Here is a 26,783-nt window from a genome sequence, read left to right on the forward strand (position 1 = left end):
GCACGGCCTCTTTGGGTCGACGTCCACGAGGATTCTTCTGAGTGCTTTAAGACGAGGATTTGATCCGGTGGCTCCGGCTGACTAGCTATGGTTTAATTGGACTGATGACCAGATCATCGAAGGCCGTGATCGAGTCCGCTTTTGTCCAAAGCCCAATTCGTCCAGATGCAAATCTGCTGTCCCGATGATCGATGAGGGGTTGATCATTCAGCCAACCCTTTATGTGGTCGTGCTCCGCGCTGATGTGCAGCTTATGCCACTGACCGAGCGCCGGAGCCTTGACGCGCGCACCAGTAATCTGGCGCCGACCACGATCATAATAGTACAAATTGAAATTGTCTTCCAAGGCATTGGCTCGGATCACGTAATAGCGACCGTCAGAAAAGCGGAAGACGATGCCACCCGATGCGTCCTCTCGTCCTGAGATTGGCTTGAACCGCACTGTGACATCGACATCGGTATAGGGCCCGACGGGCGCAACGATGACATTGAAATCATTATTTGTCGCGCGTTGAACCAGCGCTTTGCCTTTTGATGCGCCTGGGACATCTTCAACGCCCCATTTTCCGGTGACCGTCTCCCAACCTTCCAGAGGTTGAGTGAAATCGTAGCGAACCTGGGACTCAACTGCATTCGAACGTCGATCTCCGATCATGGTGGATCCTCCCGCGGCAGCAGCAATGATGATCGCTTGTCGTCTCGAAAGAGTCGTCATCTCATGCCCTCCTCGTTGCCCAGTTGCCCAGCACAAGCTATCCCAAGCTGGCCGGGCTGATCGTCAGGCGCCGTATCTTAGCCTTTCGATGAAATTGCGCCTCGTCTTCGATTCATAAAATGCTTCTCCTATCCTCAACTCAGAAAGATTGAACCATTGCTGTAGACAATAGATGCGGATGCTGACACACAACCTCGATGTCTGTTTTATGGTGGCGCACGCCGCTAGACTTGTCCTGTCAGAAGTCCATAGAGCAAGCCAGCAATCGAGCATCCCGCGAGCACCTGAAGCATGCCGATCTTGAAACGGAACACCGCGAGTATGGCGCCGAGCGTCAGGATGAGCGATGCAATGTTGATGGAGCTGAGCACAGGCACATCGACTGTCATCTCAAGTGCTCGCACCTCGCGCAGTTCTCGGAACAGGACATGGAGGGAGAACCACACGGCCAGGTTCAAGATGACACCCACGACCGCCGCCGTGATCGTCGCGAGAGCGGCCGAGAGGGCCTTGTTGCCGCGTAAAATCTCGATGTAAGGCGCGCCGAGAAAAATCCAGAGAAAGCATGGGACGAAAGTCACCCAGGTCGTCAGTAGGCCTCCCAGCGTGCCGGCAAGAAGCGGATTAAGACCGCCGGGCGCGCGGAAGGCGCCCATGAATCCGACGAATTGAATGACCATAATCAGCGGGCCGGGGGTGGTCTCGGCCATGCCGAGGCCATCGAGCATCTCACCGGGCTTGAGCCAGCCATAGGTATCCACCGCCTGCTGCGCGACATAGGCGAGGACCGCATAGGCGCCGCCGAAGGTCACGACCGCCATCTTCGAAAAGAAGATGGCAATGTCGGTGAAGACGTTCCCTGGCCCGAGGAGCGCCAGCAGGCCGAGGACGGGTATAAACCACAGCGCGAGGAATACGGCGGCAATCTTGAGCGACCAGCCAACCGAAGGCCGCGCGTGGGCGGGGATCTCTTCGCCGAGGATTGTGTCGGCATCGGCGACCTGCTTGCCGCCGATGTTTCCATGTCCGCCAGAGGACTGAAATGCGGCCAATCCAATCCGCTGGCCGAAATAGCCGATCAAGGCCGCCGCCAGGATGATCAGCGGAAATGGCACTTGGAAGAAAAAGATCGCGATGAAAGCCGCCGCGGCCAGAGCCACCATGATCGCGTTTCCGAGAGCCCGCTTGCCGATGCGTGTCACGGCCTCGAGCACGATGGCGAGCACCGCCGCCTTCAATCCGAAGAACAGAGCCTCGACAGCCCCGACTTGGCCAAAGATCGCATAAATCCAGCTCAATGCCATAATGGCGATGGCGCCTGGCAGCACGAACAAAGTGCCGGCGACCAGCCCGCCTTTGGTTCTATGCATCAGCCAGCCGATATAGGTGGCGAGCTGCTGGCCTTCTGGACCCGGCAGCAGCATGCAATAGTTCAGGGCATGCAGGAACCGCGTCTCGCCGATCCAACGCTTCTCCTCGACGATGATGCGATGCATCATGGCGATCTGGCCGGCCGGCCCTCCGAAGCTGAAAATCGCAACGCGTGCCCACACGCGCACCGCTTCGCCGAACGAAACGCCGTGCGCGGGGATTTCGACCGGCTGGATGGGCGCCACGTCAAGGCTCTCCACTTTGGTCATCAACTGGCTCTCCTCGCCTGTGTCATCCGCGTTTCGTGCGGAAATAATGATAGAGATTGTCGAACACGGCGGCGCTTTGCGCGACCCGCTGTTCATCTTCAGCGTTGGCCAAGCAGATGCCGGCGATAAGATGGGCGATACCGCTTGCTTCCTCGCGTCCGAACTTGCCGTCCTTGAGGTCGATGTCATGGATGATCTCGGCGATCGCCTGAAGAGCCGGATCAGCGAGACCGGAGCGGGCCAGTAGGACTTCGAAACTGCAACGATCCCCTTCATGAGTGAATTCGCCGTCGAACATGTCGAAATGCAGCTCACCATCTTTCAGAACGTAGCCTTTGCCGGGCACGAAGCGAATGACGGCCTCGGGATCAATGAAATGACGGATCAACCAGGCACAGGCGACGCGGTCGACATGCACGCCTTTGCGCGTGACCCATATCCGTCCCTTGAGATCCCCGCGCGCATTGGCCGGCGCACGGATTGATGTTTCGGTCATGGCCTTTTCCTCCGCGACTTGGGCTTCCAATCCACTGAGCAGACCCTCGACCGGCTCACGGCCATTGGCACAGAAGAAGTCGATGGCCGTGATCTCCGCCAGACGCTTCCGCAGGCGGCCGAGCTGCGTACGGACTTCAGCCCGCTTTTCCGGCGTGTCACTGGCGGCGAGGCTGTCGGCGAGAGCACGCCCCTCCTTGGCGATGGCCTCGTAATCCTCATCACGCGCGGTATCGAACAGAGCCCGCACCTGGGCGTCGGAGAGGCCATCGATCAGGCGTGCCTCACACACCATCGCTTCGCCTCCACCCTCGACGATCTCCTTCAAGAGCCATTCGAAATCCTCCTGCGTCTCGGCATTCGCCGGGAGCGCGTAGACCGTGCTCTTCATCGCGACCGCGCCAATGCCTTGCAGCCGCCGCCAGATCTTCACGCGGAAATAAGCAGGCTTGGTGGGCAATTGATGGATCAGGAGCAGCCATCGCTGCTCCTGTTGGGACTCTTCTTCGTTCATATGCAAACTGTATCATGACGAATAAAAATTACAACATTTGTATCACTTTCTATTCGGATGTAGCATCCATCGTCCTGAAACGGGCCGTGGAGAGGCAGCCTTGCTCCGGCCGCTCAAGCCATCGCTCGACCTTCAAAGGAGGGAGACGGGTTCATGAAATGGGTGACACGTGAACGGCCGGTCATTGACCGTATTGCCTGCCCTTGGCTCATCGCGCGGTTCATTGATCAGGAACCCGAGTTCCTGTTCGTGCCACCTAATCAAGTCCTCTCCACCGCGGCAGAGACCGGGGCGATGCCCTATGACATCCCCGGTGTCGAACTCACCCATGTCGGAGACGGTTGCAGTTTCGATGCTTTCGTCGCCAAATATGGTCTTGGCCGCGATCCGGCGATCACCATTCTCAGCCTTATCGTGCGGGGCGCCGACACCAATCGGCATGATCTAACGCCGCAGTCAGCGGGATTGCTGGCGATCTCGATGGGTCTTCGGGACGTTACACCGGACGATCATGAGGTCCTGCGGCGCGGTTTCATCATCTACGACGCGCTCTATGCCTGGGCCGCGAGGCGACAGGCGGAAGCCCATAGCTGGCCGCCAGCCATGAAGACGGATGCGGCGTGAAACAATCGGGAGGAGCAGTCCCATGAAGTCATTTGCCATGACTATTTTGGTTGGCGCTGCTCTGTCCATGCCGCTCTCTGCTTCGGCCGAGACAGTCACTTTCGGTAATGGTCAGCCAGATGCTTTGCCCAAGGCATTTGTCTCGGCAATGACCGGGAGCGGAGAACCTCACCGGTGGGACATTGTCGAGGATGCCACCGCTGCAGATGGCCGCGCCCTAGCGCAATTGAATAAGGATAAGACTGAGGGTCGCTTTCTGCTCACTACAACTCTTCTGGCGGACTCCGGGGAGACGTGATGATGATACGATCCGGCTTATCCTTCCGACCCGGTTGTCGAGTTTCTGCCCCCACCCTCATGGCAGGCGTCGGGCTGACTCTTGGGCTATCGATCGGCTTGGATCCCGCTAGAGCGGCCGACACCTTCCGACAACTCAAGCAGCGTGAAATCAGAACCAAGATCGCAGGCATGGAATTCACCGACGAGGTGCACTGGGCTTTTGTCTTCAGCCGTGATGGTACACTGCCGACCTTTTCGATGGGGACGAAGCGTGTCGGTCGCTGGCGTATCGATCGTGACATGCTTTGCCTCGACCGATCGATAAGCGGGCTGCACTGCTACGAGGTTTGGATATCCGGCAATGCACTTCAACTACACGAGCCAGGCGTCGAGATCAGAGAAGAAGGCATTTTGCAAAAGCCCGCAGTGCGCAATTAACCAATCTCTCACGGAGGCCAAAAAGTCTCTGAAGGATGTGGTCGCATGATATCGGGGGCAATGACTGAGGAGAGATGCAATGCGTGCAAAATTGATAACTGGCGCTGCCCTCATTGTGATGTTGGCCTCTGCACCGGCCTGCGCCGATCCTGATTGGAATGCCATCGGTCAGGCGCTTGGAAAAGCTGGCGCGGAACTCCCGGGCGGTCTCTATCGGGTGCCGCTCGCGCGCTCGGACCTGAAGGTTACCCTCGCCGGCGTCGAGATCAAACCGGCGCTCGCGCTTGGTTCATGGCTCACGTTCCAGCCGGCGGGCAAGGATGCCATGGTCATGGGCGATCTCGTGCTGACACAAGATGAAGTCGCGCCCGTGATGAAACGTCTTGGCGAAGGCGGTATCGAAATCACTGCGCTCCATAATCATCTGCTGCATAGCCAGCCGCTCACGATGTATATGCATATCGAGGGACACGGTGATCCGCTGAAACTGGCCGAGGCGCTGCATGCGGCCCTTGTTCTCAGCAAGACACCGCTTGGACCAGCGAGCGCGCCTGCGGCGCCGCAAACAATCGACCTCGACACCTCTGCTCTCGACAAGCTGCTCGGCCATGCGGGCAAAGCCAATGGCGGGGTCTATCAATTCACGATTCCGCGGGCCGAGGCGATTACGGATGGCGGCATGGCCGTCCCTGTTGCCATGGGGACCGGCATCGCCATCAACTTCCAGCCGACTGGAAAGGGCAAGGCGGCGATCACCGGTGATTTCGTGTTGATCGGATCGGAAGTCAATCCGGTGCTTCGAACCCTGCAAGAGAATGGCATCGAAGTGACCGCCGTCCATAATCATATGCTCGACGATCAGCCGCGCCTCTTCTTCCTGCATTTCTGGGCCAATGATGATGCGATCAAGCTGGCAGGCGGCCTTAAGGCGGCGCTCGATAAGGTCAATATTGCCAAGAGCTAGCAAGAGCTGGATGCGGAAGCCTGCATCGAAACAGCACCGTAATGTCGCTCGGAGCGGCAATCGAGTTTCCTTCGGTTCCCGCCAATACAGGGCGCACCCGCGACAAGGAGATTCATTATGAAATATGAGATGAAGCCATTGCCCTTCGATCCGCAAAGGATAAAGGGCCTCTCCGAAAAAATCCTCGTCAGCCATTACGAGAACAATTATGGCGGCGCGGTGAAGCGGCTGAATGCGATCACCGAACAGCTTGCCAATCTCGATTGGGACAAGGCACCGACATTCGTGATCAATGGCCTCAAACGGGAAGAGCTGATCGCAACAAACTCGATGATTCTGCACGAAGCTTATTTCGGCGGTCTGGGTGAACCCAATCAACCCGGCACGGCACTCGCCGCGGCGATCGAACGCGATTTTGGAGGGGTGGACCGGTGGCGGTCCGAATTCGTTGCCATGGGCAAGGCGGAAGGTGGCGGTTCCGGCTGGGTCATTCTGACCTATCAGGCCCGCGACAATCGGCTTGTCAATGCTTGGGCAGCAGATCATACGACGACTCTTGCAGGTGGAGTCCCGATCCTCGTGCTCGATATGTATGAGCATGCCTATCACCTGGATTTCGGCGCAAAGGCCGGTGATTATGTCACTACCATCATGAATACGACAAACTGGTCGAATGCCGATAAAATCTATGAGCAGCATCATAAGAATTAAGAATATGAGATCGGTAAATAACCGGGTAAGCATCCACGTCGGAGTTCGGCAATGATGCAAACAAGAGCCGGACTCTTTGTCTCGAGTGACAAAAATGAGAAGGAACAAATATTTAGCTCAAGCTGGTTCAGCCAATAAGCCAAGCAACGGTTCGGCACATTTGCTCGGACGCACTGCGGCCACGCTGATGACCGCAGGCATGATTATTGGCACAGGTATTTTCGGCGCACTTGGCGCTACTGCTGAACATGCCGGCGGTGCGCTATTACTCGCAATGATTCCAGGCGGACTGGTCTGTTTGGCGACAGGCATCAGCGGCGCGGAGCTCGGGGTCAATTTCCCTCGGCATGGAGGCGCATTCATCTGGGCGCGTGCGTTCCATCGCGACACATTGGCCTTCATCGCAGGCTGCAGCTACATCGGACAAGGCATTGTAGGCATAAGCGTCGTCTCTTTAGCCTTCGCCACATATTCGGAGCAGCTCTTTCCTCATCTACCTCTTCATCCCACGGCTGGGGCGATCGTGCTGGTCGTCATCATGACGAACTCTTTCGGTATTTCCTTTACCAGCAAAGTCATCATCGGATTAATGCTGGCCATCGTGACATTGCTCGCTATTTTCGTCTCTTTTTCAGCTCCGCATGTGAATGCCGTTTATCTGACGCCTGTTTTTGACAAGGGGCTTTTGGGCTTCATGACGGGGGCGGCGATCTTCTTTTGGGCCTGGGACGGATTCATGCGCACTGCTATTATGGCCGGAGAAATGAAAGATCCTCGACGGACGATCCCTTTCTCGATCCTAGGCGGCATCGCCATTGCCGCTATTGTCTATTGCGCGGTCGGCACAACAACCATCGGCCTGCTCGGTGCCCAGGAAATGGCAAGCGACGACGTGCCGCTCTTCAAAGCAGCGGTGCGTGCCATCGGCCCCACAGGTGGCATGATCATCTTGGTCGCGGCGTGGATGGCATCGATAAGCGAGCTCGTGAGTGATCTACTCAGCGTTTCGCGTGTCGTATTCGCCATGGGCGAAGCGCGTGAATTGCCAAAATGGTTTGGCGAGATGCATCCGCATTATAACGTGCCGCGTCACGCGGTGCTCGCCATCGGTCTCTCTGTATTCATTGTGGTCTTGATCTTCGACTTACGAGAGGTCTTGCCGCTCGCCAGCTTTTATCTCCTTATATGGTTTGCCGTTACGCATTACGCCGCTCTGCAATTGACGAAGAAGCAGCGTTTAGCCTCGCCCTTCTTCTCATGGTTCGGCCTGGCCGGTTGCTTCGTCCTGCTCTTTTTCATACCGCCATTCGCATTGATTATTGGTACAGCAACACTTGCGCTTGCCATAGGGGCTCGCTTGACCGTGCGCGTATCGCCAGCACGGCTTCGTCGTCTACGACGCGCTCTATGCCGGGGTAGCACAGCACAAAACGGAGACTCGTGACCAGCCGCCAGCCAAGCAGCCCAATCCAGCATGACCTAAATCGAGATCACTGCGCTGTATGTAGCCCTTGTTCTGAGCAAGTCGCCTATGCGACTGACCTGAGGAGACGGCCTCGTGAAGCTCGAATCCATTATCCAGAAAGACCAATCTCTCCTCTATATGGAGAGATATGTTGGCAAAGGCACGAAGACCTACAGCCCGTTTGCGACGAGGACGGAAGCCGCGCCTTGCTATCGGCCAGAAAGCGGCCAGCCCTCTTTCGATCTCTTCACTGTGGATACCCCCAGGGATCGTGTTTCCATTTTCAAGGCCGATCCTTCGCCAAATCTTGTAAACCATTACATACGGCCTGGAGGCGTTCTTTTCGCCATACATCCGGAGACTTGGACGACAGCAGGAGTCGACTACCTCGACGAAATCCATGCGCTCCCGCGCGCTGAGCCGGTTCGGGTAGCGCCCACCGCCTCGACCCGGACCGTGCTTACGCTGGAGCCTTCAGAGAAGGTTCCACCTCACTATATCAAGCTCCACTATCCTGTCCTCATCTCCCGCTTCAACCGCAGACTGATGCGGAAAAACATTGAAAACAGCGTTGCCGTCACAAGGGATGTCGCAAAGCTTCACTTTGATAAATTTGCCTATCTGCCTGACGTGTTGGGTTTCACATTCGGCAGTGACGAGAACTCCTGGGGCTTCCTGGTGAGGGAGACCACCCCTCGTCCGATCATCGAAGGACGATTCCTGATCCCCAGCTTTGCCCTCTATGGGGAAGATTACAAGAATCCTGACGATCTTCCGCTGCTGGTGCAAATGATCGAGCGGCTGGATGTCGAGCCGGTGTCGTTCGCCGTCAATGAAATCTTCGTTCCAATCATCGAATGCTGGTGCCTGGTTGCGCGTCGAGGCCTGCTGTTCGAATCGCATGCGCAAAATACACTTCTCGAGATCGACCAGGATTTCAGGCCGCGGCGGATCGTTCATCGCGACTTCGACGTCTGGATCGACATGGAGACGAGGCGCCGTGCTGATCTCGAAATGCCGTTTCTCGGAAAGGGTCTCAGCGCGGATAAAGGTCATTCAATCGAGCAATATTACAGCCTCATCTACGACCGTTTCATCGGCCATGGATTTTTCGATTATCTACTCGATCTTTTGAAGCGCTTTTACAGTGTGGACGAAGAGTCTGTCCGGAGCCAGGTCCGCAAAGCCTTTCACCAATCCTTTCCCGAGGCAGATCGTTTCTTCCCTACGGACACAATGTTTTACTTCTCAAAAGAGCCGCCACCTGGCCGCGAATTCATGCTCGAAGACATGCAGCGTGTCCCCGAATGGCGATAGCTGCGTGCGCTATCCCTTGATCGCGCCTGCCGCCATCCCCTTACAAGTACGACAATAAGTCTTTTGTGAAGATTGCCGATCAAAGAGCGTTGGATCAGGATTACCTGGGCACGCTCGACGATACGGTTTATTTCACTGCCTCCTAGTAGAGGCTTGAGGCACGCTACCGTGAGAGCAACGGCCAAATGCCGAGCAAGATCACGGCAAAAGCGGCCGCGATCTCGAGACCATGACCCACGCGGCCGCACCAGGCTTCGGTGCGGGCCATCACCGGCAGAAGCTTAGTGCGGAGCAACACCGCGAGCAGGGGGCAGGCCACAACGGTCACGACCATGCCGGCTGAGAAGGCACCAGACAGGATGAGCCCCGAGGCAATGATGCCATTCGCCGCGGCATAGGTCATGATGAAGGTGGTGAGCGGACACGGCACGAGACCAGTTGCAATGGCGAGCGCCGAGGCGGAGCGAGCGTGCTTATGGGAATGAGGCCGGAAGGCTCGCCATAGCATCCATAGGCCGACGAGCAGGATGAGGATCTGGCTCGCATGCTCCAGTGCCGGAGAACGGCCGGCTCCAGCGATAGTCCGCTGCAAGATGACGAAGCCCGAGAGAACCAGGGCGATGGCGGAACCTACATGGGTGAGGATCAAGAGGGTGCTGGAGCCGAGGGCGCCGAGCAGGTGACCGTCACCCGCATAGTAGGAAGTGAGAACTGACTTGCCATGGCCAGGCAGCAAGGCATGCAGCATGCCAAAGCCGAACGCAGCGCCGATCAAGGACGGCAGGCCCGCGATGCCCGCCGTGTGGAGTGTCTTGAGCGCCTCGATGGAGCCGCTGTAGAGCCCTTGTTGAAGCTCGAAGATCGTTCCCATCATGACGAGACCTGCCATACCGGGGTGATCGGTGCAAGGCGAAGCATCACACCTCCTTCAAGGTTATGCCCCAACTCATTCCATAACCACAGTAAGCCATGCTTCGAAACCGCCAATCCGTTTTTCATGTCGATTGGGTTGTCGAGGCTGAAGGTTGATATTATTATGCGGAGTCCAAACTAGGAAAACACGCCCGGTTATTGATATTATCGAAGAGGTTATGCCTTTATTATGATGAAATCAGTGCATGGCTTCGCATAATTGCTAACCCCACATAATGCTCATTATATCGGTACAGGGGTTTCTGAGGGGCACGGGAATCAGGCATCAAGCGTAGGCATGGAGGCGATAGCGTAGATTCGTGTGGTGTGGGGAAAGATGGTAGCGGACCTCCGCTACCATCTTTCCCATGTCCAGCCCGGGCACATGGGTAACGGAATGTCCCTAAGACATGGGTGACAACCTCGGGCCGCTCAAGTGCCTCCCAAGGGGGCTCACTTCAACCGGCAGCACCCCATATTTTTACTATCTTTCCACTTAACGGAGAGGAAAAGCTGTGTGCCATAGGCTTTCTGACTAAAGCATAGCTCAGCCGATACCTCCGGCTCAATGAATGATCATGGCTATCTAGTAGAGCGACGCGATACCCCTATCGCGTCGCCATAGGGTTGTGGCCCGTCCGTCCTCTAGTAAAGGCGACCCATAGCTGGTCAATAGTTGGCGGCTTCCTCGGGCGAATGGCCACGGCGGTAGACGAGCATGGTACGCTCGAAGCTCATGACCTCCTTGCCATCCTGGTTGATGCCGCTGGTCGCAACCGTGACGATGCCTTGCGTCGGGCGGCTCTTGCTCTCGCGCTTATGAAGAACAGTGCTCTCGGCGTAGAGCGTGTCGCCGGCGAAGACCGGGTTCGTGGCCTTGACCTTGTCCCAGCCGAGATTGGCGACGACCTTAGCCGAGACAGTGCGAACGCTCATGCCGGTCAGCAGGGCCAGAGTGAAGGTCGAGTCGACGAGCAACTTCTTCCACTCGGTCTTCTCGGCATAGGCCTGGTCGAAATGGACCTGCTGAGAATTGAGTGTCAGCAGGGTGAAATAGACATTGTCGACGTCCAGCACGGTGCGGCCTGGCCGGTGCTCGAACACATCCCCGGGATTAAAATCCTCCCAGTACAGGCCCGAAGTCTCACGATAGCGGCGCTCGCCGACAAGCTTATAGGCAGGCAATATGCTGTCCATTCAAACATCTCCTTGAGGTCACGATCGTGGGGCGGGCTGCCGGCCCGCTTCGGTCAGCCGCCCGCGGCGGCCAGTACGCGTCTCGCCTTTCGGGCGATGGCTTCGTCGATCATCTTGCCATTGATGACGCCAACGCCCTTCTCATTTTCAACAAGAATGGCGCGAGCAAGCTGAACCTCTTCGGCGGTGGGCGTCAGTGCCGTGTTGATAGCTTTAACCTGTCCAGGATGGATCGCAGCCTTCGCGACGAACCCCATTCCTACAGCTCGACGTACTTCTTGGATAAGGCCAGCCTCATCACGAACGTCGAACCACGGGCTGTCGATGGCGGCGATACGCGCATTGGCGCAGGCCACGACGAAACGTCCCCGAATATAGGAAAGATTATCCCAGCTGACGCCTGCGCCGAGGTCGGCAGCCATATCGGCTGCACCGAGCATCAGCCCATGAAGCCGAGGAGACGCCGCTGCGATTTTGTCTACGGCAGTGAGCCCCCGGGCGCTCTCAATGAGACCGACAAGCTGTGATCTGATCCCCACTCGCGAGAGAAGACGATCCAAGATGAGGATGTGATCGGCGCTTTCGGTCTTCGGAAGGATAAGGAAATCCGCATCAACGGCGTCCTCAATGACGGCATGGAGGTCCGCGAGACCATGAACCGTATCGAGGCCATTGATCCGAATAGCACGTGCAATCGACTCCGACGGCTTATGAGCGAAATAGCTCAGAACTGAAGCTCGGGCCTCAGCCTTCTGGCCTTGAGCGACTGCGTCCTCGAGATCGATGATCAGAACGTCAGCACCAGCCTCAGCGGCCTTTGCGAAGCGATCGGGGCGAGTGCCTGGCGTGAACAGCCAGGACCGTGTCGGCTTCACCATGTTGCGGCTCCTTTCCGGTTACGGCGATGGTCGCGCGCCATTATGATATGGTCGTTGGAATGGCCAAACGCCCCCCTCCTCCCCATGACCATGACTGCAAGCGATGCGTGCCGGTCTTTCACTCCCCACGGGGTGTGTTCGTGCGTTAGATTCAGTGGAGAGCAAGGCGCACTACTTTGTGAGAGCGCCCTTTTGACTCATCGATTGGTAAGGTGGCATCAGCGTGCAGCGTCACGACATCTCTTCCGGGATGAATGACCAACATACCACACTCAAACTTCCTGAGGCTGCAGCTGCTGGTCTCGCGCCGGCTCCGGAAGCGGCTCTCGTCCGAGGAAGAAAGCGCCACACGCACTGACCAGCCCAAGCAGAGCGAGAAAGGCGCCCACGGCGTAGCCTGTCCCAAAAGTGTTGAAGAGCCAAAGCGAAACGAGGGGAGCCGGTCCTCCCGCAATAATGGACGCACTCTGATAGCCGAGCGACGCACCGGTGTACCGGATATGAGCGGGGAAGCTTTCTGTGATGTATGCGGCCTGTGGGCCGTACATCATGTCATGTGCGGCCATCAGCCCAAGGATGGCGACGATCACAAGGATCGGCTGGCGCGTGTCCAGAAGCCAGAAGTACGGTAACGCGAACAGCGTCATTACAATCGCGCCGGTGAGATAGATCCGACGACGACCGATCCGATCCCCGAGATGGCCAAAGTAAGGCACCATGAAACAGGACGCCACGGCGCCGAGGAGCACAGCATTGAGCATGAACTCCCGGCCAAGGCCGAGCTGCGCGGAGCCGTATAGAACGACAAAGGTCGACAGCATGTAGAAACTCGCCTGCTCGCCCGGTCGAATGAGGGCGGCAAGCAAGATCGAACGCCATTGCGTTTTGATTGCTTCGATCAATGGTGGCATCGAAGCACGCACCTCGCGCTGCGCCTTCACAAAATCTGGTGTCTCAGGGACTCCGAGGCGGACAACCAGTCCAAACACCAGCAGAGCACCGCTTGCGAGGAATGGGATACGCCAAGCACCGTCTTCAAGATTGCCTCCTGACCAGTAGCTGCAGGCACTCCAGGCGAGCACAGAGACAACGAGGCCGAGAGGGACACCGATGTGAGGCAGGCTTGCCATAAATCCACGGCGATCGCCCTGATGGGACTCCATCGAGAGAAGCACCGCGCCGCCCCATTCGCCACCAACACCAATGCCTTGAAAGAAGCGCAGGACCACGAGACCCCAGCCCGCCCAGGCACCGATCGATGTGCGATCTGGTAAGATCCCTACGAGGACGGTCGCGACACCCATAAGCGTCAAAGTTGCCACCAGCGTCGCTTTACGGCCGACGCGATCTCCGATGTGACCGAAGAGAGCGGCCCCGATCGGTCGAGACAGGAACCCGACGAAAATCGTGCTGAAGGACTCCATCAGGCCTTCCGATGCACCAGCGCCGAAATAGAGCTTCGGAAAAATGAGTGCAGCCGCTGTGCCGTAGATGAAGAAGTCATACCACTCGATCGTCGTGCCGATCACGCTTGCGATCGCAGCACGACGTTCGATACGCTTGCTGGCTGTTTCACTCACATCGGTAACCATAGGCAATTCCTCCATGTCTGGCTTGTTCTGTTTTGCGGCCGGGAATCTGATCAGGCGTAGAGCCGTGTTTTGCCGGATGCGCTTAGGCCGAGCTCTTCCAAAATCGCATCTGTGTGCTCGCCGAGCGCGGGCACCGGATCCATACGGGGATCGAAGGCGTCGGAGCCGGTAGGAGGCAACAAAGCAGGGATAGGCCCGACTTCGCTGCCGACATCTTGCCAGCGTTGGCGCACCTTCAGCTGTGGATGGGTCCAGACCGAAGTCATTTCGTTGACGCTCGCATTTGCGATGTCAGCCTGTTCCAGGCGGCGCATGACCTCCTCGCGGGACATCGACGCGAAGGTGCTGACGATGATGCTGCAAAGAGCGTCCCGATTGGCCGAGCGGTCGCCGTTAGAGGCAAAGCGCGGGTCGGTAACGAGGTCCGGTTGCTCAAGCACCTTAGCGACGAAGGCCGCCCACTCGCGCTCGTTCTGCAGGCCGAACAGGACGGTACCGCCATCGCCGGTCGGGAAAGGTCCGTAGGGATAGATGGTCGCGTGCGATGCCCCGGTGCGTGGCGGAGGCTCCGCGCCATCAAAGGTATAATAGAGCGGATAGCCCATCCATTCGCCGAGCGCCTCGAGCATCGATACCTCGATGTGACCACCTTGGCCCGTGCGGTCGCGCAGGTGCAGCGATGCGAGAATGGAGGTGAAGGCGTACATGCCGGTCGCAATGTCCGCGATCGAGATGCCGACCTTGGCCATCGTGTCAGAAGTGCCGGTGATGGACAGGAGGCCCGCTTCGGCCTGAATAAGCAGGTCGTAAGCTTTGCGTATGCTGTATGGTCCTCCCGGACCAAAGCCAGAGATGTCGCAGAGGATCAGGCGAGGGTTTGCGGCCCGTAGCTTGTCAGGATCCAGGCCGAGCCGCAGAGCTGCGCCAGGTGCGAGATTTTGAACCAGGACGTCAGCTCGCTCAACGAGAGCGTGCAGAACCTCGAGCCCCTGTGGCGTCTTCAAATCGACCGCCACGCTTTCTTTAGAGCGGTTGCACCAAGCGAAGTGCGAAGCGAGTTTGCCACGAACGCGCTTGTCGTAGCCACGCGCGAAGTCGCCGCCATCAGGACGTTCCACCTTGATGACGCGCGCGCCCAGATCGGCAAGCTGGCGGGTTGCGAAAGGAGCTGCGATCGCATGCTCCAAAGTGACGACGGTGATGCCGTCGAGTGGTCTGGGACGGACTGTCGCCATCGCACCCTCTCCTGTGTTGACTACGGTATTAGCGTAGGATAGGGCGCTTCAAACTGTTGGAAAGTCGCTTCTCTTTGAGATATCCTTCGTCGTTGACGAAGGAGGCTCGATGCGTTTTGATCTGACAGACCTGAACCTCCTGGTGGCGTGCATAGAGACCGGTAGCCTAACGCAGGGGGCCCAGCGGACGCATATAGCGCTGGCGGCGGCGAGCGCTCGGATCAGCCTGATGGAGCGGCGATTGAACGTCCAACTGCTTGAGCGGAGCCGGAAAGGCGTTGTGCCGACGCCCGCCGGTGAGGCAATGCTGAAGCATGCCCGCATCATTCTTGGGAATGTTGGTGCTTTGGAAGCAGATGTCGCGGAGTTTGCTGGAGGCCTGCGAGGCCGTGTTCGACTGCTGTCGAATACCAATGCCCTGACGGAGTTCTTGCCTCAAGCGCTCGGTTGTTTCCTTGCTGGCCATCGGGATATCAGCGTGACTGTCGAAGAACGCCTCAGTCACGATATCGTCCGCGCTGTCACGGAAGGCGAGGCTGACATCGGGATTGTGGCTGGGACAGCAGACATTGCCGGCTTGCAGTCCTATCGCTTTGCCAGCGATCGGCTCGCCCTGGTGGTACCGACAGCCTCGCACTTGGGTCCAGAAGCGCTGGCCTTTGAAACAATCTTGTCCGAAGACTTTGTCGGCCTTCAAGAAACCAGTGCGATCCAGGCATTCGTCGCTGGCCTCGCCGAGCGTGCGGGACGTCCGATCAAGCTCCGAATGCAGATGCTGGGTTTCGACGCGGTGTGCCGGATGGTAGAGAATGGTGCCGGCATTGCGATCGTGCCGGAGAGCTCCGCACATCGAGCGCAAAAGAGCATGGATGTTCGGATTGTTCCTCTCATAGACCCGTGGGCCAGACGGGATCTGAGACTATGCGTTCGAGAGGTCTGTCAACTGACACCCGTCGCCTTCACCTTATTCGAACACCTTCGGGAATATGGTGAGAGCGGGGCTGAATCCGAATGCGAGAGCTCCGCATCCAGCGATCAGTAGAGATCCCTTATGGATCTGCTCGAATTTATTTCTAATAAGTTTCTTATCGGATGTTATTGCAGCCCCCTCGGAGCGCTCCCCTGCCCTGGGGCCGCTCGGCGGATTCTCGAGATTTTCAGCTGACGATTTGTTGACGCGGACCTATGGCATTTGATAATAGCTAGACTGTCTAGCTATTAGAGGAGGCTCACCGATGGAATGGCCGCTTCAGGACGCCAAGAACCAGTTCTCCAAAGTGGTGCAGTTGGCGCGGCGGGAAGGACCCCAGATCGTCACCCTGCGCGGAGAGCGCGCAGCCGTGGTTCTCTCGGCTGAAGACTATGATGCCCTACGCGCTGGCCGGCCGACTTTGGTAGATGCATTGCTGGCTGGTCCTGAATGGGACCAGGAATTCGCGGAGTCTGTCACGCAACGTGCCAAGGCCCCCAGCCGCGACGTGGCCTTTTGATGTATCTCCTCGATACGAATGTGGTTTCGGAAGCGCGGCGTGGCTCCCCACAAGCCGTGACATGGCTGCGTTCCATTAGCCCGCATGGCCTTTATCTGAGCACGCTCACGCTCGGCGAAATCATGCGCGGCATCGCGCTCAAGCAGAAATCCGACCCGAGGACGGCGGGCCATCTTGCCGAATGGCTCGCCAAGCTCCGCCATGATCATGCAGACCGTATCTTGCCCGTGACGGATCAGATTGCTGTCGAATGGGGCCGCATCGCTGCGATCCGGCCCCGCGGCGACATTGACGGATTGATCGCGGCGACAGCGATCGTCCACGATCTCATCCTCGTCACCCGAAACGTCGCAGATTTCCAGGATACCGGGGCCTCCGTCATCAATCCCTGGGATGAGGGGCAGACGTGACGCTTCGGTCATTTCCGGTTTCCCCCGGATCAACTCTGAGAAATCAACAAACAGCCCCTGGCGCACCACCGATTGCGCGAACGGTTTCCTGTTCCACGATCCGGATGAGCCGCGCATGAGCCGAGGTGATTGGCCAAAGCAAGCCTAGCTCACGCTGTGGCGCCGGCTCGGGAAGAGGATGTTTCGTGATCGTCAACCCCTCGGGCCACGGCAGCGCGCGGTCCGGCACCAGCGAAACGCCGATGCCGTGATTGACAAGTACGGCGATAGCATCAAGCGCGTCGAGTTCGATGCGGTCTTTCGGCCGGATACGCTGTTGTCTCAGGTAGTTTTCAGCGATTTGGCCCGACCACAAAGAGCGATCGTAACGTACGAGGGGCCGGTCTCGCAGAAGCTGGAGTGGATCGTCACAGGCTTCGGCAGCGGATGCAATAACGACGTAGCGCTCAGCTCGTAGCGACCTCCATACGAGACTCTTCGGCAGCCTGAATGGCGGATGGAACAGAAAGGCCGCCTCCACCTCTGCATTGTTCAGTTTACCATATACCTGGGCGGACGAGCCCTTCTGGACGATAATTTCAAGGTCCGGGTATTTCTGCGCAAGGGCAGGAAGGACGTCGCACAATACAGTGGTTATTGCCGTTTGCGCGACACCAAGTCGGAGCTGTCCCCGAGGCTTTTCCTCATCCTGCAATGTTTTGAGGTCTCGTAGGTCGTGCAAAATCCCTGTCGCCCGGAGGGCAAGCGCCTCGCCCGCCGGTGTCGGCCTGGCGGTGCGCCCCGAACGAGTCACGAGAGCGAAGCCGAGTTCGTCCTCTAGAGCGCGAATTCGCAATGCGAGTGTGGTCGGGGCGATATTAAGCCGCCGCGCGGCTTCCGCGACGGAACCAGACTCGGCAACGGCAACGAAACACTCCAGAAAACGCGTATCCATTACTCAGGATTCCTGTGATTTAAATTCATATATTACACAGTTTTTTTGCGCTCTCCACTGCTCCAAAATCATCGTCAAGAAGTGTTCCGGCCGGTCCGGAAGCAGGATGCGAAAGGCACAAGCCTTTCCGGGAGAGTGGAGGACGTCTCGATGGACGAACAATCAAAGCGCGTGTTGTCGGAAGCCGAACTTGCGGAATTGGCGACGGCAGCGCTTATAGGCCTGGGGCTAACCCGCAAGGATGCCGCCGACGCGGCCCGCGTTTTGACGCTGGCAGAGATGTTTGGCTTGAGCACGCATGGAGTTGGCCGGATCGAATCCTATGGGGAACGGCTGCAGATCAAGGGCATCAATCCGCGACCGTCCATTGCGCTGGAGCCGGTTGCCCCGGCTCTGATCAGGGTCGACGGAGACAACGGCGTGGGCCCATTGGTCGGAATGCGCGCCCTTGAAGCAGCAATGGAGGCCGCCGCCACAACCGGCGTCGCACTCGCACTTGCTCGCGGTAGTAATCATTTCGGACCCGTCTCCCCTTACAGCTACATTGCCGCCGAAGCCGGCTTTGCAAGCCTGATTGGCAGTAACGCGACCACGACCATCGCGCCATGGGGTGGGAGCGAGGCGCGTCTTGGCAACAGCCCCTGCGGCTTCGGTTTTCCCAACCCAGGCGGCGACCCAATCATCCTGGACATGGCGATTAGCGTTGCAGCGAGGGCCAAGATCCGCAATGCCGCCAAGGCGGGACAGCCAATTCCCGACACTTGGGCAACGGATCGGGCTGGCAGGCCCACAACCGATCCAAACGAGGCGTTGAACGGCTTTCTTCTGCCCATCGGCGGCCACAAGGGATACGGGCTGGCATTGGTCGTCGATCTGCTCGCCGGGCTGCTTTCGGGCGCAGCCTATCTGACCCATGTCAAATCTTGGGTCGAATCCCCCGAAGAGCCTCAGAATCTTGGCCATTATTTCCTGCTGATCGACACGAAGCGCCTCGGTTCTACCGACTGGCTGTCGACGAGAATGAACGATTTTGCGCAGATCCTGCATTCCACGCCGCCGGCCAATCCGAATTCACCCGTACTGGTGCCGGGCGAGATCGAGAACCGAAATCTGGCGCGCGCTCGGCATGAGGGTATCGGACTCGACCTATCGCTTCTGGCCAAGCTCCAAGACTTCGCGGCACATATCCAACCGGCTTGACCCCTGTGCGTCACTGCACGGGCCGGTGTCATGGTCGAAAATGCCTCAGAAATAAGAGGTGAGAAAATGGGGAGGAATCCATGAGCAATATGGCAATCGAGCAATCTAGTTTTGCCAGCTTGGCCGTCGATGACGACGCGCTGAAAAAGGCCGCATTCCGCAAAGTGATCTGGAGAATGCTGCCAATACTGACGCTGGGCTACGTCTTCAATTTCCTCGATCGCACCAACATCGGATTCGCTGCGCTGCAGATGAACCGCGACATTGGTTTATCGGCGTCGCAGTTCGGGTGGGGGGCCGGCATCCTATTCATCGGCTACTGCGGCTTCGAGGTACCCAGCAATATACTGCTTTACAGGTTTGGAGCCAGGCTCTGGATTTCACGGATCTTGATCTCCTGGGGCTTGCTTTCCTGCGCCATGAGCCTCGTGTCTGGCCCCACGAGCTTTTACCTGATGCGGTTCGCATTGGGCGTGGCGGAAGCAGGCTTCTTCCCCGGAGTCGCTTACTTCCTGTCTGCCTGGTTTCCGGCCCAATATCGTGCCCGGATCCTCTCCTGGTTCCTTGTGGCAATCCCCGTTTCCTCGGTGATCGGAGGCCCGCTCGGAGGACTGCTGCTGGAGCTGGACGGTCACCTCGGTTTGGCCGGGTGGCAGTGGCTCTTCATCATTGAGGGCATCCCTGCGGTCATTATCGGTCTGGTCTTGTTGAAGCAGCTGGCCGACCGCCCACAGGATGCCGCATGGCTGACACCGGACGAAAAGCGGGTGATTGTGGCAAGTGTCGAGAGCGAGAAGCGCGATCGCGTCGTCAACCGGCTTGGCTTGGCCCTACGCGACATCCGTGTATGGATGTGCACCATTGTCTATCTTGGCTTCACCGTTGGCTCCTATGGCGTCCAAATCTGGTTGCCACAGATCCTCAAGCAACAGAACCTTTCCAATCTTCAAATTGGATGGATTTCGGCGCTGCCCTATCTCGCTGCCAGCGTGGGCATGATCATTTGGGCAGGCTTCGCCGATCGTTCGGGTAGAAAGATCATTAATCTCTCGACGTGTTGTTTCCTGGCTGTCGTGGGATTTGTACTCGCCATCGCAACCAGGCGTTTCGATCTGTCGCTGCTCGGGCTGACCGCGGCTCTTGTAGGCGTCACTGGGGCTCGGGCGATCTTCTGGTCAATTCCGACGCGCTTTTTGACAGGTATTGCAGCAGCGGGCGGCATCGCCTTCATCAACACGATTGGCACGACCGGCGGCTTCTTTGGGCCGACGATCGTGGGCTGGCTCAAGGATACGACAGGAACCTTCGAAGCCGGACTGCTCGCGATGGCAGGATTTCTTGCGGTGTCAACGGTGTTCGCTCTCCTGCTCAAGCTCGTCATACACGACGAGTGAGGATGATGGCCACCTTGCTAAGACATCAGCTGGGATCACGGAACACCAATATGATCAATCGGAGAGCTTTCTTGACCGCTGTCGCCGGGAGCTTCGCTCTTTCCACCTCATTGACCACGCAGGGTACCGCCAGCATACAATCCGGCAGGCTGGCACTCTACGCGAACGTAGGCCCGGACCTCACCCACTACGAGGTCAATGTGGAGGCATTAACACTCACGAGGCGCGATACGATCACCTTGCCAGATAGCGTGCAATACGCTTGGCCGCACCGCTCGCGTCGGTTTCTGTATGTAGCCACAAGCAGCACCGCTCCAGGCAATCGTGCTCTGCCCGGAAATTCGCATCATCTCGTTGCACTCAAAATCGACGAACAGAGCGGTGCATTGTCGCTGCACGGGGCACCCGTTGGGCTTCCCACGCGCCCTATCCACCTATCCACCGATATTCCTTCGGAGAATATCCTGGTTACCTTTAACAAGCCAAGTGCCCTGCGCGTATACCGGATCAACGAAGACGGCACGCCAGGAGAGGAAGTGCCCCAGGTGGAACCGTTGGACGCGGGCATTTACGCGCATCAGGCACGGGTGACACCGGACAACTGTCTCGCAATCCTGGTCACGCGCGGCAACGAAGGCACCCCCACTCACGCCGAGGACCCTGGGGCCATCAAGGTCTTCGACTATCGTCGTGGTGTCCTTAGCAACGAAGTCTCGATCGCCCCAGATGGCGGGAGCAACTTCGGACCGCGCCACCTGGACTTCCATCCGACTCGACCATGGATCTTTCTTTCAATTGAAACACAGAACCAAGTCGGACTTCTTCGTATGAACGACAACAAGGTTGATCCAGACCTGTTGTTCCGAGTCGGGACCCTAGCCAGCTCCGGCATAGGAAGAGCGCGGCAAGCCGCAGGGCCGATCCATGTCCACCCCAAGGGAAGGTTTCTCTATGTCGCAAACCGGGCAGAGCAGACCGAAGACATCGGAGGCGTCCAAATATTCAAGGGTGGTGAGAACAGCATCGTGGTCTATGAGATCAACCAGGACACGAGCGAGCCGAGGCCGATACAGCATATCGACACCCACGGGATCCATCCAAGAACTTTCCACATTGACCCCAGCGGCCAGATGCTGGTGGCCGAGCATAACTTACCCGTCACCGTGCATGATGGCGACAAGTTAAAAGTTGTTCCTGCTGGACTATCTGTATTCTCGATCAAACATGACGGCAGGCTGGAGTTCGTCCGTAAATACGATATCGATGTAGGCGAGCGGAGCATGTTCTGGATGGGCATGGTATAGCCCCCGAAAGGCTGCCAGATATCTTCTGAGTTGAGATCGTGTGGGCTACTTGTATGTCCACACGGATCGCACATCTACGGGCTTGGCCTTCATACATTGCTTTCTATTGAAAGCCCAAACAGTCTGCCAGCAGATAGTACTGCTCACAAGCAGTCCACCGTCCGATGAAGTAAAGCCTTCGCGCAGCCACAGCATGGCTTCGAAATAGCGTCCTTTGAGTTCACTACTGGGATGAGCGTTTCAGCTTTTCGGCAATCGCATTGAGGATCATGGCGGGCCTCCTATCAAGAGGCACAAAAATCCAGCTTTTTCTTCAACGCATCATCAACACGATATTTTGCAAAAACTCAATAATATACAAGAAACAGGGAGGATAAATTGCATATACTCGGCCATAGTCCGCCAATAGCCGGTATATTCGCCGGTATTGCCTTCAACCTCATCTCATTTGACTCGACGAATGCTAGTGATTTGCCATGGTACAGATCAGCACCTACCAAATACGTGCAAATTTGTGATGCTTATGGATCTGGATTTCTCTATCTCCCCGGCACGGAAACATGCCTCAAAGTCGGTGGCCTTGCTTTGGCTGAGATGCGCAGCTTTGATGCTGCTTACAGCATCAATGGCACTCAATTTTACGGAAACGGTGTCATGCGCCCGGCTGGTGGTTATGTGCCGACGCCAGGACAATATTCCAACGCGCGCTCGCGTGACGCATACGCCTTCGCAATCCTGGGCCGTGTCGAACTTGACGCTCGCACACGGACCGAGTGGGGCGTAGCAAGAACCTTCATGCGCATTGATGCCTATTATGGTTCTGGCCAAGGAGCTGCTGCGGGGAGCCTTGGACAAGCAGCCAATACCTGGAACGGAACAGCAGGCACGACGGCGCCGCGAGAGACGACCATCGTCAACAAAGCCTTCGTCCAGTTCGCTGGTTTAACAGCAGGACGGGCACAGTCCTTTTTCGATTTTTATGCGGATGCATATAATTTCGCTAATCTGCGTGGTTCCAATGCCACTGTCTCTCTTCTCGCCTATACGACTTCCTTAGGAGGCGGTTGGTCCTCTTCCATTTCGCTCGAAGATCAGCCTTCGAGGCGTGCAGCAATCGGTAGTACAATTGCTGGCTATCAGGCTCAACCAGGTGGCGTTCGCATCCCTGATATTGTTGGGAGTATCCGCTTCGATCAAGATTGGGGTGCCTTTCAATTTTCCGCGGCAGGTCATCAGATTCGGGCTAGTTTATTTCAATCCTCGGCATTGTCGGTTCCACCGTCGAGTTATGCTTTTCCAAAAAATACTGCCAATGAATATGGCTTTGCCGTTCAAAGTGGACTTGTTGTGAATATGGACTCCCTTGCAAAAGGGGACAAATTGTGGTTGCAGGGTGCCTACGAAAATGGCGCAATCAGCTACATTGCCGGCAACAATATCGGATTCTCCACGGGAGCCGTAAGTCAGAGTCGTTATATGGGTTCAGGCTTCTCCGCCATGGACAATGCTGCTTACTGGAATCCGCAGATCAATTCCGATTGCGTCTTTACTGGCACTGGCTTCTGTGAACTGCAATGGGGATGGGCTTTTGTTGGCGCCTACAAACACTATTGGCTTCCATCCTTGAGTTCTGCTCTATATGCCTCCTATGCTGAAGTGCAATACAGCGCTAATGCACTCGCTGGCCTCGGCGATGCCATCGGTGTCTCTAATACGAAGGAGACACGTATCGGCGCAAATCTTATATGGACGCCCTTGCGTGGCTTTGATATTGGAGCTGAATTGATGTATATCAATCTTAACCAGGCACGGCCTATTGGTCTCGCATCAAACAATGTCTTAACCGCTAACGGGTTGCCGGTATTTAAATCTAACGCCACAACTTATGAAGGCCGCATCCGCATACAAAGAGCATTCTAAAGCTCTTTATAGCCAATGGTCCTCAAGGGGCGTCTTCCCAAAACTTAGCTGACCCTGCAAATGGCTTCCTGCTATCTGCACTATCCCTTGAGCTCCCCATCCGAAACGTCGTCTTTGCGTATGCTCGTCCCAGGCCATGAGACCGTGCAACCGTAAAACGTGTCATTGCCGCAACCGCCTATCCGCAAAGGGTATTCCATGGAAAAGATCAAGGTCGCCAATCCTGTCGTTGAACTCGATGGCGATGAGATGACACGGATCATCTGGCATTATATTCGTGATAAGCTGATCCACCTCTATCTCGACATCAATCTGGAATATTACGATCTTTCCGTCGAAAATCGTGACAAGACCAAGGATCAGGTCACGGTCGATTCCGCCAATGCCATTAAAAAACATGGTGTCGGTGTGAAATGCGCCACGATCACCCCTGACGAGGCTCGCGTTAAGGAATTCAATCTCCACGAAATGTGGAAGTCCCCCAACGGCACGATCCGCAATATTCTCGGCGGCGTGATCTTCCGGGAGCCGATCATCTGCAAAAACGTGCCGCGTCTTGTGCCGGGTTGGACACAGCCCATCATCGTCGGCCGTCACGCCTTTGGCGACCAATATAAGGCCACCGATTTCAAGGTGCCCGGCAAGGGCACGCTGACCATTAAATTCGTGGGCGACGACGGTCAGGTCATCGAGAAGGAAATCTTCCACTATCCGGGATCCGGCGTGGCCCTGGCCATGTATAATCTCGATGATTCAATCCGCGATTTCGCGCGCGCCTCGCTGAATTACGGCCTCAACCGCAAATATCCCGTCTATCTCTCCACCAAGAATACGATTCTGAAGGCCTATGACGGGCGTTTCAAGGATCTCTTCCAGGAAGTCTACGAGACGGAATTCAAGGACAAATTCGCCGAAGCCAAGATCATCTACGAGCATCGCCTCATCGACGATATGGTCGCCTCCTCGCTCAAATGGTCCGGCGGCTATGTCTGGGCCTGTAAGAATTATGATGGCGACGTCCAGTCCGATTCCGTGGCGCAGGGCTTTGGTTCGCTCGGCCTCATGACCTCGGTTCTGATGACGCCGGACGGCAAGACCGTCGAGGCGGAAGCGGCGCATGGCACGGTGACCCGCCATTATCGCGAACATCAGAAAGGCCACGAGACCTCGACCAATTCGATCGCCTCGATCTTCGCCTGGACGCGTGGTCTTGCCCATCGCGCCAAGCTCGACGACAACGAAAAGCTCGCCAAATTTGCCTCGACCCTCGAAAAGGTCTGCGTCGACACGGTCGAGGGCGGCTTCATGACCAAGGATCTGGCTTTGCTCGTCGGTTCCCAACAGAGCTGGCTTTCCACGACCGGTTTCCTCGACAAGATCGATGAGAATCTGAAAAAGGCCATGGCCACCGCGTGATATGGGTACGTCACAAATTTTGCTTACGGAAGCAGATTGGTGTTTGCTCCCTTGAGTAGACACCGATCAAGCTGTGGTTTGCCCGCCTGCCGGATGTGTTGATCCTCGAACTGCTGCAGACTGAGATACCAGAGACGAACGAATTAACTTTTCGTATCGATATAGGTTTCGGCGAAATTGCCGAGGAAGCCATCGCCACCGGTTGCATAATTCTTCACGCTTTTTCTAGCGATGATGATGGTCGGTGGCGCGATCAAATTGATAATCGGCAGGTCCCTCGCGATGATTTCCTGAAATTCGAAGAAGAGCGTCCGTCGTCGGCTCTCGTCGAGTGTACTGGCAGCATCTTCGAGAATCTGATCGAGTTGTGGATTGACATAATGGGCGCCGTTCGAAAAAGGCAGCCCCTTTTTGATGTTCTTCGACCAATAGAGACGCTGGGCGCCAGCGCTGGGGTCAAAGAAATTACCGCAAGATTCGGTCGAAAGATCGAAGGCGCCATCGGTGTAAACCGTCTTTACATAAGATCCGAAATCGAATTTCTGGATGGTCGCGTCGATGCCGATCCTGGCCAGAGCCTGTTTCAGGAAATCGGAATAGGCGGAGGGATTATAGGGGTTATTGGTGAGCCGCAGCTTGAAGCGGAAGCCGCCGGCCCCCCGCTTGTATCCGGCTTCATCAAGTAATTGGTTCGCAAGCTTCGGGTCGAAAGTCGCCGCCTTGATCGTGGGATCGAAATATTTGGTGTTTACGACACTGATCGGCGTCGGAGAGACTTGTCCATAGCCATAAAAGACGATCGCATTGAGTTGTTCGAGATCGATTGCATGCGCAATGGCCTGGCGGACTTTCAAATTCTTCAGATAATCATTGTCGAGATTGAGAATGAGTTGTTGCAGCGGGCCGCCATAGGCGAATACAGTTGTATCCACGGTAAATTGCGGCAGAGCCTCGAAACGTTCGAGATCGCTGAAAGCAACGGCGTTCGGCCCGATGTCGCCTTCACCGGCTTCGAGCACGGCGGCGCGCGCGGCCGGATCTGAGACGAAGCGGAAAATAATACGATCGAGATAAGGCTTCGGCGCATCCCAATAGGCAGGATTACGCGCGAGAAGGATATGGCTTCCTTTTACCCATTCCTTGAGTAGGAATGGGCCACTGCCGATGATCTGATCGAAGGCTGGATCATCGTTCGGCTTCAGGCGTTCGAAAATATGCTTGGGCACGATGGGGGATTCCGAAGCAGCCAACGCCAGGAGCAACGGCGCCGAAGGCTTCGACAATGTGATCTTGACGATATGAGGATCGGCCGTCTCGATCTCGGTGACATTCTGGAAAGTGATGCGGCCGCGCGGATGCGCTTCACGCAGGCGGCTGATCGAAAACGCGACATCCTCCGAGGTCAGATCATGGCCATCGCTGAATTTCACGCCTTTGCGGAGTGTAAAGGTCAAGACCCGCCCGTCCGGAGCGATCGACCATTCTGTGGCGAGCGCCGGTTGTGGATTGAGTGCGTAATCATAGGTGAGGAGGCCATCGAAAATTTTTGGGCCAATGGTCGCGGGCCCACCCGCGCTCGTATTAATGCCGACGACCTGGTTCGGCTCCGGATAGTAAACGACCTTGAGCGTGCCTCCGCGGACAGGCTGATCATTTGCTGCGGAAGCAGGGTGAGGGAAAGACAGATTGCTTCCGGCAAGGAGCAGCATCTGATTGAACAGACGTCGGTCGATGATCAT

The 26,783-nt window shown here is 56.8% G+C and carries 25 protein-coding genes; 15 read left to right on the top strand and 10 right to left on the bottom strand.

Going from position 1 to position 26,783, the window contains the following annotated elements:
* Positions 1–85 precede the first annotated feature (85 nt).
* From BIND_RS12740 to BIND_RS12750, 3 genes are all read right to left on the bottom strand, one after another.
* Positions 86–715 (bottom strand): 3-keto-alpha-glucoside-1,2-lyase-like domain-containing protein, encoded by a 630-nt coding sequence (locus tag BIND_RS12740; RefSeq protein WP_050763975.1) that lies wholly within the window; start codon positions 713–715, stop codon positions 86–88.
* Between the two features lie 224 nt (positions 716–939).
* Positions 940–2,355, bottom strand: a complete 1,416-nt coding sequence (gene chrA, locus BIND_RS12745; protein ID WP_012385478.1) for a chromate efflux transporter — start codon at positions 2,353–2,355, stop codon at positions 940–942.
* 22 nt (positions 2,356–2,377) lie between these two features.
* Positions 2,378–3,364 carry a chromate resistance protein ChrB domain-containing protein gene (locus BIND_RS12750; RefSeq protein ID WP_012385479.1) on the bottom strand — a complete coding sequence of 329 codons (987 nt, stop codon included), beginning with the start codon at positions 3,362–3,364 and terminating at the stop codon, positions 2,378–2,380.
* A gap of 153 nt (positions 3,365–3,517) precedes the next feature.
* Here BIND_RS12750 and BIND_RS12755 point away from each other — a divergent pair, with 153 nt between their 5' ends.
* The 7 genes from BIND_RS12755 (at position 3,518) to BIND_RS12785 (ending at position 9,162) form a co-directional block, all read left to right on the top strand.
* Positions 3,518–3,988 (top strand): chromate resistance protein ChrB domain-containing protein, encoded by a 471-nt coding sequence (locus tag BIND_RS12755; protein WP_012385480.1) that lies wholly within the window; start codon positions 3,518–3,520, stop codon positions 3,986–3,988.
* 22 nt (positions 3,989–4,010) lie between these two features.
* On the top strand, positions 4,011–4,286 hold the full coding sequence (locus BIND_RS12760) for a hypothetical protein (protein ID WP_012385481.1): 276 nt from the start codon (positions 4,011–4,013) through the stop codon (positions 4,284–4,286).
* Positions 4,286–4,705 carry a hypothetical protein gene (locus BIND_RS12765; protein WP_012385482.1) on the top strand — a complete coding sequence of 140 codons (420 nt, stop codon included), beginning with the start codon at positions 4,286–4,288 and terminating at the stop codon, positions 4,703–4,705. The genes BIND_RS12760 and BIND_RS12765 overlap by 1 nt, the downstream gene beginning before the upstream one ends.
* 79 nt (positions 4,706–4,784) lie before the next feature.
* On the top strand, positions 4,785–5,669 hold the full coding sequence (locus tag BIND_RS12770) for a DUF1259 domain-containing protein (RefSeq protein WP_012385483.1): 885 nt from the start codon (positions 4,785–4,787) through the stop codon (positions 5,667–5,669).
* 117 nt (positions 5,670–5,786) lie between these two features.
* The gene (locus BIND_RS12775) at positions 5,787–6,380 is read left to right on the top strand and encodes a superoxide dismutase (protein WP_012385484.1); all 594 of its coding nucleotides are present in this window, start codon (positions 5,787–5,789) and stop codon (positions 6,378–6,380) included.
* A gap of 94 nt (positions 6,381–6,474) precedes the next feature.
* Positions 6,475–7,824 carry an APC family permease gene (locus BIND_RS12780; RefSeq protein WP_012385485.1) on the top strand — a complete coding sequence of 450 codons (1,350 nt, stop codon included), beginning with the start codon at positions 6,475–6,477 and terminating at the stop codon, positions 7,822–7,824.
* Positions 7,825–7,938: 114 nt separating this feature from the next.
* Entirely contained in the window at positions 7,939–9,162 is a 1,224-nt protein-coding gene (locus BIND_RS12785) for an IucA/IucC family C-terminal-domain containing protein (RefSeq protein WP_012385486.1), read from the top strand.
* Between the two features lie 163 nt (positions 9,163–9,325).
* Here the strand turns inward: BIND_RS12785 and BIND_RS12790 are convergent, their stop codons facing one another.
* The 5 genes from BIND_RS12790 to BIND_RS12810 form a co-directional block, all read right to left on the bottom strand.
* Positions 9,326–10,051: a nickel/cobalt transporter gene (locus BIND_RS12790; protein WP_050763977.1), complete on the bottom strand. Its 726-nt coding sequence runs from the start codon at positions 10,049–10,051 to the stop codon at positions 9,326–9,328.
* A 692-nt stretch (positions 10,052–10,743) separates the two neighbouring features.
* Positions 10,744–11,271, bottom strand: coding sequence for a (R)-specific enoyl-CoA hydratase RipB/Ich (ripB, locus tag BIND_RS12795; protein WP_012385488.1), 528 nt, complete (start codon positions 11,269–11,271; stop codon positions 10,744–10,746).
* 53 nt (positions 11,272–11,324) lie between these two features.
* Positions 11,325–12,149, bottom strand: coding sequence for an itaconate degradation C-C-lyase RipC (gene ripC / locus BIND_RS12800; protein ID WP_012385489.1), 825 nt, complete (start codon positions 12,147–12,149; stop codon positions 11,325–11,327).
* A gap of 272 nt (positions 12,150–12,421) precedes the next feature.
* A complete protein-coding gene (locus tag BIND_RS12805) occupies positions 12,422–13,741 on the bottom strand; it encodes an MFS transporter (RefSeq protein WP_012385490.1) in 1,320 nt (439 codons plus the stop codon).
* A gap of 50 nt (positions 13,742–13,791) precedes the next feature.
* Positions 13,792–14,976, bottom strand: a complete 1,185-nt coding sequence (locus BIND_RS12810; protein WP_012385491.1) for a CaiB/BaiF CoA transferase family protein — start codon at positions 14,974–14,976, stop codon at positions 13,792–13,794.
* Between the two features lie 109 nt (positions 14,977–15,085).
* On the opposite strand from BIND_RS12810, the gene BIND_RS20640 reads away from it, so the two are divergent.
* The 3 genes from BIND_RS20640 to BIND_RS12825 all read left to right on the top strand — a co-directional run bounded on the left by BIND_RS20640 (position 15,086) and on the right by BIND_RS12825 (position 16,876).
* Positions 15,086–16,018 carry a LysR family transcriptional regulator gene (locus BIND_RS20640; protein ID WP_012385492.1) on the top strand — a complete coding sequence of 311 codons (933 nt, stop codon included), beginning with the start codon at positions 15,086–15,088 and terminating at the stop codon, positions 16,016–16,018.
* A gap of 193 nt (positions 16,019–16,211) precedes the next feature.
* Positions 16,212–16,466 (top strand): type II toxin-antitoxin system Phd/YefM family antitoxin, encoded by a 255-nt coding sequence (locus BIND_RS12820; RefSeq protein WP_012385493.1) that lies wholly within the window; start codon positions 16,212–16,214, stop codon positions 16,464–16,466.
* A complete protein-coding gene (locus BIND_RS12825; protein WP_012385494.1) occupies positions 16,466–16,876 on the top strand; it encodes a type II toxin-antitoxin system VapC family toxin in 411 nt (136 codons plus the stop codon). The genes BIND_RS12820 and BIND_RS12825 overlap by 1 nt, the downstream gene beginning before the upstream one ends.
* A 43-nt stretch (positions 16,877–16,919) precedes the next feature.
* Here the strand turns inward: BIND_RS12825 and BIND_RS12830 are convergent, their stop codons facing one another.
* Positions 16,920–17,810, bottom strand: coding sequence for a LysR family transcriptional regulator (locus BIND_RS12830; protein WP_012385495.1), 891 nt, complete (start codon positions 17,808–17,810; stop codon positions 16,920–16,922).
* Between the two features lie 150 nt (positions 17,811–17,960).
* On the opposite strand from BIND_RS12830, the gene BIND_RS12835 reads away from it, so the two are divergent.
* The 5 genes from BIND_RS12835 to BIND_RS12855 all read left to right on the top strand — a co-directional run bounded on the left by BIND_RS12835 (position 17,961) and on the right by BIND_RS12855 (position 25,044).
* Positions 17,961–19,010: an Ldh family oxidoreductase gene (locus tag BIND_RS12835; RefSeq protein WP_012385496.1), complete on the top strand. Its 1,050-nt coding sequence runs from the start codon at positions 17,961–17,963 to the stop codon at positions 19,008–19,010.
* Between the two features lie 80 nt (positions 19,011–19,090).
* Positions 19,091–20,404 carry an MFS transporter gene (locus tag BIND_RS12840; RefSeq protein ID WP_012385497.1) on the top strand — a complete coding sequence of 438 codons (1,314 nt, stop codon included), beginning with the start codon at positions 19,091–19,093 and terminating at the stop codon, positions 20,402–20,404.
* 71 nt (positions 20,405–20,475) lie between these two features.
* Positions 20,476–21,708, top strand: coding sequence for a lactonase family protein (locus tag BIND_RS12845; protein ID WP_158304385.1), 1,233 nt, complete (start codon positions 20,476–20,478; stop codon positions 21,706–21,708).
* Positions 21,709–22,086: 378 nt separating this feature from the next.
* Positions 22,087–23,628, top strand: a complete 1,542-nt coding sequence (locus BIND_RS12850; RefSeq protein ID WP_012385499.1) for a porin — start codon at positions 22,087–22,089, stop codon at positions 23,626–23,628.
* Positions 23,629–23,826: 198 nt separating this feature from the next.
* The gene (locus BIND_RS12855) at positions 23,827–25,044 is read left to right on the top strand and encodes an NADP-dependent isocitrate dehydrogenase (RefSeq protein ID WP_012385500.1); all 1,218 of its coding nucleotides are present in this window, start codon (positions 23,827–23,829) and stop codon (positions 25,042–25,044) included.
* A gap of 143 nt (positions 25,045–25,187) precedes the next feature.
* On the opposite strand, the gene BIND_RS12860 is transcribed toward BIND_RS12855, so the two are convergent.
* Complete coding sequence (locus BIND_RS12860) at positions 25,188–26,783, bottom strand: ABC transporter substrate-binding protein (protein ID WP_012385501.1); 1,596 nt, start codon at positions 26,781–26,783, stop codon at positions 25,188–25,190.

Origin of the sequence: Beijerinckia indica subsp. indica ATCC 9039 (genome assembly GCF_000019845.1) — a bacterium.
GTDB lineage: Bacteria > Pseudomonadota > Alphaproteobacteria > Rhizobiales > Beijerinckiaceae > Beijerinckia > Beijerinckia indica.

Coding starts and splice junctions, on each gene's coding strand:
- BIND_RS20640 (WP_012385492.1), top strand. CDS start 15,086: ATGCGTTTTGATCTGACAGACCTGAACCTCCTGGTGGCGTGCATAGAG.
- BIND_RS12840 (WP_012385497.1), top strand. CDS start 19,091: ATGAGCAATATGGCAATCGAGCAATCTAGTTTTGCCAGCTTGGCCGTC.
- BIND_RS12775 (WP_012385484.1), top strand. CDS start 5,787: ATGAAATATGAGATGAAGCCATTGCCCTTCGATCCGCAAAGGATAAAG.
- chrA (WP_012385478.1), bottom strand. CDS start 2,355: ATGACCAAAGTGGAGAGCCTTGACGTGGCGCCCATCCAGCCGGTCGAA.
- ripB (WP_012385488.1), bottom strand. CDS start 11,271: ATGGACAGCATATTGCCTGCCTATAAGCTTGTCGGCGAGCGCCGCTAT.
- ripC (WP_012385489.1), bottom strand. CDS start 12,149: ATGGTGAAGCCGACACGGTCCTGGCTGTTCACGCCAGGCACTCGCCCC.
- BIND_RS12810 (WP_012385491.1), bottom strand. CDS start 14,976: ATGGCGACAGTCCGTCCCAGACCACTCGACGGCATCACCGTCGTCACT.
- BIND_RS12780 (WP_012385485.1), top strand. CDS start 6,475: ATGAGAAGGAACAAATATTTAGCTCAAGCTGGTTCAGCCAATAAGCCA.
- BIND_RS12790 (WP_050763977.1), bottom strand. CDS start 10,051: ATGGCAGGTCTCGTCATGATGGGAACGATCTTCGAGCTTCAACAAGGG.
- BIND_RS12765 (WP_012385482.1), top strand. CDS start 4,286: ATGATGATACGATCCGGCTTATCCTTCCGACCCGGTTGTCGAGTTTCT.
- BIND_RS12750 (WP_012385479.1), bottom strand. CDS start 3,364: ATGAACGAAGAAGAGTCCCAACAGGAGCAGCGATGGCTGCTCCTGATC.
- BIND_RS12855 (WP_012385500.1), top strand. CDS start 23,827: ATGGAAAAGATCAAGGTCGCCAATCCTGTCGTTGAACTCGATGGCGAT.
- BIND_RS12835 (WP_012385496.1), top strand. CDS start 17,961: ATGGACGAACAATCAAAGCGCGTGTTGTCGGAAGCCGAACTTGCGGAA.
- BIND_RS12860 (WP_012385501.1), bottom strand. CDS start 26,783: ATGATCATCGACCGACGTCTGTTCAATCAGATGCTGCTCCTTGCCGGA.
- BIND_RS12820 (WP_012385493.1), top strand. CDS start 16,212: ATGGAATGGCCGCTTCAGGACGCCAAGAACCAGTTCTCCAAAGTGGTG.
- BIND_RS12770 (WP_012385483.1), top strand. CDS start 4,785: ATGCGTGCAAAATTGATAACTGGCGCTGCCCTCATTGTGATGTTGGCC.
- BIND_RS12760 (WP_012385481.1), top strand. CDS start 4,011: ATGAAGTCATTTGCCATGACTATTTTGGTTGGCGCTGCTCTGTCCATG.
- BIND_RS12740 (WP_050763975.1), bottom strand. CDS start 715: ATGACGACTCTTTCGAGACGACAAGCGATCATCATTGCTGCTGCCGCG.
- BIND_RS12805 (WP_012385490.1), bottom strand. CDS start 13,741: ATGGTTACCGATGTGAGTGAAACAGCCAGCAAGCGTATCGAACGTCGT.
- BIND_RS12755 (WP_012385480.1), top strand. CDS start 3,518: ATGAAATGGGTGACACGTGAACGGCCGGTCATTGACCGTATTGCCTGC.
- BIND_RS12825 (WP_012385494.1), top strand. CDS start 16,466: ATGTATCTCCTCGATACGAATGTGGTTTCGGAAGCGCGGCGTGGCTCC.
- BIND_RS12830 (WP_012385495.1), bottom strand. CDS start 17,810: ATGGATACGCGTTTTCTGGAGTGTTTCGTTGCCGTTGCCGAGTCTGGT.